The sequence below is a fragment of the Methanomethylovorans sp. genome, from assembly GCF_041305605.1.
In the GTDB taxonomy this organism is placed as follows: domain Archaea; phylum Halobacteriota; class Methanosarcinia; order Methanosarcinales; family Methanosarcinaceae; genus Methanomethylovorans.
Map to the genome: position 1 here is coordinate 1 of NZ_JBFYLB010000023.1, position 5,297 is coordinate 5,297.

The following is a 5,297-nucleotide window of genomic DNA, read 5'->3' on the forward strand; positions in this document are numbered from 1 at the left end:
TCCCAGGGGTCATCACAGCAGCAGAACCGGCAGCTATCCCATATAGGGCAGCTTCACGCAGTTTTTTCCCTTTTGAAAGGCTTAGGACGATACCTGCCACCATGCTGTCGCCAGCTCCCACTTTGCTGATGATGGGCACAGTTGGTGGTACTATGTGCTCCACGCTATCCTCGCAAACCAGCAGAGCACCGGCCGCACCCAGGGATATGACCATCACTTTGCACTGTCCGGCCCTGATCATCCTTTGAGCTGCGTCTGATATCTGCGACTCTTCTTTAATATCGTTGCCTGCAAGATCCCTGAACTCGCGGATGTTGGGTTTGATAAGGTACACACCTTCCTGCAGCGCGTGTGCAAGGGCATTGCCGGAAGCATCAATGATGACCTTTGCTCCCATCTCCTTTCCGATACGTGCAACACGGGCATAGAAATCTGATGGCACACCCAAAGGAAGGCTTCCGCTGGCTACCAGGTAATCGGGAGCAGGGCTGGCTGTGGAGAGTTCTTGAAGGCATTGTTCCCATTCTTCCCTCTCAAGCTTTGGGCCTGGCATCCCAAAACGGAACTGTCGTCCAGTAGCTTCCTCAAGGACGATAAGGTTCTCCCTTGTGATCCCTTTTATGGGTAATGACAGCTGATTCACTCCTTCATGTTCCAGAAGTTCATTTAACATCTTACCAGACATGCCACCGGCTGGATAGATCAGTAGTGATTCTCCTCCAAGCTTCTTTATGGCCCGGGAGACATTGACGCCACCACCACCGGGTTCATAGCTGGCAGGACCGCAGTACAGTTTGCGTTCAGCTATCACATGTTCTGTTGCAGTGCTTTTGTCTATGGCAGGGTTCATATTCAGAGTAATGATCGTTCTCATGGGTATCTCTCTATTGATATTGTATGGATCCACGTATTTTAATCGGTTGTATGAAGGGAATAATGTATGTTCTTTACTAAAAAGTTTCTCTTGTATTATCAGACATAGTGACAGTTTCATCCGTTTTGTTAAGGTATAGTTTAGGGGAAAGTTAAGGATTGAACAAATAGTAAAGTATGGGAGGTAAATCAATTGTAAGGGGGAGGAAAAAAGGGATAAAATCAGTGAACTATTGTATTCAAATAATATGGAAATTTAAATATAATTCGAGATTACTTACTTAAACTCCAATGACATACCCCACACACCGTATCGATAACAAAGTAATCTTCTTTGAATAGATTATTACCAATGATTTAGTGGTTAAGGGGTAGGAATGAGCTGTAAAGGACAGATCCAGCAACTGATAAGTTTTGTAACTGTTTTACTATTTTCAGGCATAGTCGTATTTGGTTCTTTGTCTGTAGCAATTGGAGATACAGATGTAACTAATGCGAATCAGGCAGATATCACGACTGCAATTGATAATTTAAATATTACTGAAGAACAACAAAAGATAAGCAGTGACCTTGTCGATTTGATCGTGGACTCAGGTGATGTCAAATCAGGGGCAGACGCTTATACTAACTCTGCTCGGTCCTCATTAGCCACAGTGAATAATGAAACAGAACAGCAGCTTGTATTTGTATATATCTGCCTGTTCCAGGGAGAACAAACATCGGTAATAGATCAGTATGTCTGGAATATTACCAGCCGGGACGATGAAAACTCACTTGTTACCGCTTGGGCAGAAGTAAACAGGCTGGATGAAATAGCGTCTCTTGAAGAAGTACGTAATATAAGGACAGTTGTACAGCCAGTGGTTAATACTGGTTCTGCTACCACGGCAGGCGATGCCATTCATAGGACAGATGCTGTTCGTTCAAGCTACTTTCAAGACGGCAGTGGCATAAAGATAGGTGTAATCTCCAACGGTGTGGATGCAATTTCTACAGCAAAGGCATCCAGAGACCTGCCTTCAGATGTCACGGTACTGAGAAATGATGTTGGTGGCAATGAAGGCATTGCCATGATGGAGATCATCTATGACATGGTACCAGGTGCAAAATTATACTTCCATGACCATGGGCACAGTGTATATGAATTCAATGATGCTATTGATGAATTAGTAGCTGCGGGCTGTACCGTTATAGTGGATGATATTACATGGCCCGATGAGCCATTCTTTGAAGACGGGGTTGTAGCGCAGCATGTTGCCGAAGTAATAGCAAATAATAACATTATATACATATCCTCTGCAGGCAATTCAGCAATGAGGCACTATCAGGGTGTATTTGCTGATGATGGTACCGGTTATCACGACAAGATATTCCCTCTTCCTGCAGGCACGTCTTTTCAGCTGTTCCTTCAATGGGATGATCAGTTTGGTGCTTCTGTCAATGACTATGATCTGTATGTAGTGGACAGGTCCGGAAGAACCATTGCCTATTCTGCTAATACGCAAAGTGGTAACGGTGATCCTTTAGAATGGACTTCAACGTCCTATCTTACGGAACCTGCGTATATCAAGATCAAAAACAGGGATGGCACAGCACAAAAACGTACACTTGAACTGTTCATCTATCCTAACTCTGCGGTAACTCTGGATCAAACAAATCTCACTTCCAAAGATTCCATATTCGGTCATCCTGCGGTGCCCGATGCTATTGCTGTGGCAGCAATATCTGCTAATGATCAAAATCATGACCAGGTAGAGTCATATTCATCACGAGGGCCTGTGACCATTACCTATCCGACTTCTGTTACCAGGGAAAAACCAGATCTCTCCGGTATTGACCGAGTAGCTGTCACCGGAGCGGGTAATTTTGGTACTATCTTCTCCGGAACCAGTGCATCAGCACCCCATGTAGCTGCAGTAGCTGCACAGATATGGGCAAATGATCTGGGCATGTCAGCTGCTGAAGTGCGCAGCATCCTGTATGAAAGTGCTCAAAATGTAGAATCTTCTGGATTTGATTACCTTTCAGGCTATGGCAGAGTGGATGCCCTGAACTGTTTCACAAATTATGTTAATCGTGCTCCTATGCTGGCAGCTATTAGTAACCGGGAAATAAATGAAACCCAAAATCTGGTAATCACTCTCACAGCTACGGATTTAGATGGAGACGCGCTCACATATTCTACAAACGCTCCTTTTGGTACTCTTGCAGGTAACGTATTTTCGTGGACCCCTACATATGAGAATGCCGGGACATATAATGTTGAATTCTCAGTGACAGATGGAAAGCATACGAATTCTCAGATAACTACAGTCACAGTCAATAATGTGGACAGGGCGCCGGAGCTTGAAGCGATCGGTAACAAGGCAATAAATGAAAACAGCCTGCTGGAATTCGTGATTTCGGCGAATGATCCTGATGGGGATGCTGTCACATATTCCGTAGTTGGTCTACCTGCAGGAGCTGGATTTGACGTTACTACAAGAGTGTTCACCTGGACTCCTTCTCCTGATGCAGCCGGAAACTATCAGATCATGTTCACTGCTGAAGCCAATGGTCTTAGTGACTTGGAGACAATAACAATTACAGTCGGTGATATAGGTGAGGCTCCAGAGCTTGCTGTGATAGGCAATAAGAATGTCAATGAAAATGATCTGCTTGAGTTCGCCATTTCAGCCAACGATCCGGAAGGGGATACGATAACTTATTCTGCAATAGGTCTGCCTGATGGAGCTACGTTTGATGTCAATACAAGAGAATTCAGCTGGACACCGGATTATAATGATTCCGGCGAGTATACTATCATTTTTGTTGCAGAAGCAGGTGGTCTTACCGATTCAGAGAATGTTACTATCACTGTGAACAATGTTGATAGAGAACCACAACTAAATCCTATTGGTAACAAAGAGGTGAACGAGAATGGATCTCTTGGTTTTACCATTTCAGCTACTGATATTGATATGGATGCAATTACATACTTAGCTGTGAACTTACCTTACGGATCTAATCTAAACAATGTAACAGGTGAATTCAATTGGGTTCCCACTTATAGTGATTCAGGCCAGTACAATGTGCAGTTCATAGCGGATTCCAATGGCCTGATTAAATCAGAAAATGTCTTAATAACAGTTAATAATGTTGACAGGGCACCGGAATTTGCTGCCATAGATGATATGACTACAGATGAGCACCAGCTTTTGATTTTCAATATCTCGGCCACAGATGAGGATGGGGATATTGTCAGATATTCTGCAGAGTCACTTCCTCAGGATGCTGAGCTTGATAGTGAAACTGGTGACTTCAGCTGGACTCCGGCTGCTGCAGGGAATTATATTGTTATGTTCATTGCAGAGTCTAATGGACTAAATGACTCCCAAGCAGTAACAATTGATGTTCTTGATTCTGCACCATTCATTTCAGATCTCTCGCAAAAGGACACCAGCTCAAGTTCTATCACATTGATCTGGAGCAATTCTCCGGATGTGTCTTTTGTTGAACTGTACAGGAACGGAACTGTTATTGGAAATGTAACCGGATCAATATCTGAATATGTGGATAGTGGTTTAAGCATTAATACAAGTTATGAATATTCGCTGTTACCTTACGATATTAACGGTATGGAAGGTAATATGGTAAGTATCACGCTTCGCACTTCTTCTCCATCTTCAAGTAATGGTGGGGGTGGAAGCAGTTCAGGAGGAACCACCAAAACAAGTAGCAGTAGTGGTGGCGGAGGCGGCGGTTCAGGTAGTGCCGAAGATTATACAAATGTCGCACTAAAAGATGTTGACAATGAATACCTGGCAATGGATGCTAATGTTACTTATGAGTTCACGAGGGACGGTAATGATATCCAGTTGATTAGTTTCCATTCTCTTAAGAACTCAGGTGAGATCACTTCCACCATAGAAGTTCTGAACAACAGGTCAAAACTGGTTAGCAGTGATCCCGAAGGGATCGTATATAAATATATAAATATTTGGGTGGGCAAATCCGGTTTTGCTACGGCATCCAACATAGAGGATGCCAAGATAAAGTTCAGGGTTGGCAACTCCTGGATACAGGAAATGGGTGTAGATCCCGCAGATGTAAGACTACAGAGATATAATGGAAATTCATGGGAAGTGCTCCCTACAACTCTGGAAAGCAGCACTACAGGATATTCAATATTCGAGTCCCAAACCTCTGGATTTTCTCCATTTGCCATTACCGCTGAAAAGGTTATGGCTTCTCCTGTAAGTAGTGATGCAGGTATGGAATCTGCTCCAATGGAAGACGCCAGCCTGCTAGAAAGTCAACCGGAAAGGTCCAACATATGGACAATCTTCATGGCTATACTTGCAATAACATTGCTTGCTGTTGGATATGTGTATCTGAAGAAGCGATAAGATTAGTCTGAGGTCCCTGTGCATTAGTACAGGGAT

The 5,297-nt window shown here is 43.6% G+C and carries 2 protein-coding genes; one reads left to right on the forward strand and one right to left on the reverse strand.

Annotation, left to right across the window (positions count from 1 at the left end; all coding sequences use genetic code 11):
* On the reverse strand, positions 1-874 hold an 874-nt coding region (locus tag ACCM36_RS01700; RefSeq protein WP_370571973.1), incomplete at its 3' end, for a 1-phosphofructokinase family hexose kinase.
* Between the two features lie 376 nt (positions 875-1,250).
* Between ACCM36_RS01700 and ACCM36_RS01705 the strand changes: the two genes are divergently transcribed.
* Complete coding sequence (locus ACCM36_RS01705) at positions 1,251-5,261, forward strand: PGF-pre-PGF domain-containing protein (RefSeq protein WP_370571975.1); 4,011 nt, start codon at positions 1,251-1,253, stop codon at positions 5,259-5,261.
* Positions 5,262-5,297 lie beyond the last annotated feature (36 nt).

What these genes read in the sequence shown, in the direction of transcription:
- ACCM36_RS01705 (WP_370571975.1), top strand. Translation starts at nt 1,251, where the DNA reads ATGAGCTGTAAAGGACAGATCCAGCAACTGATAAGTTTTGTAACTGTT.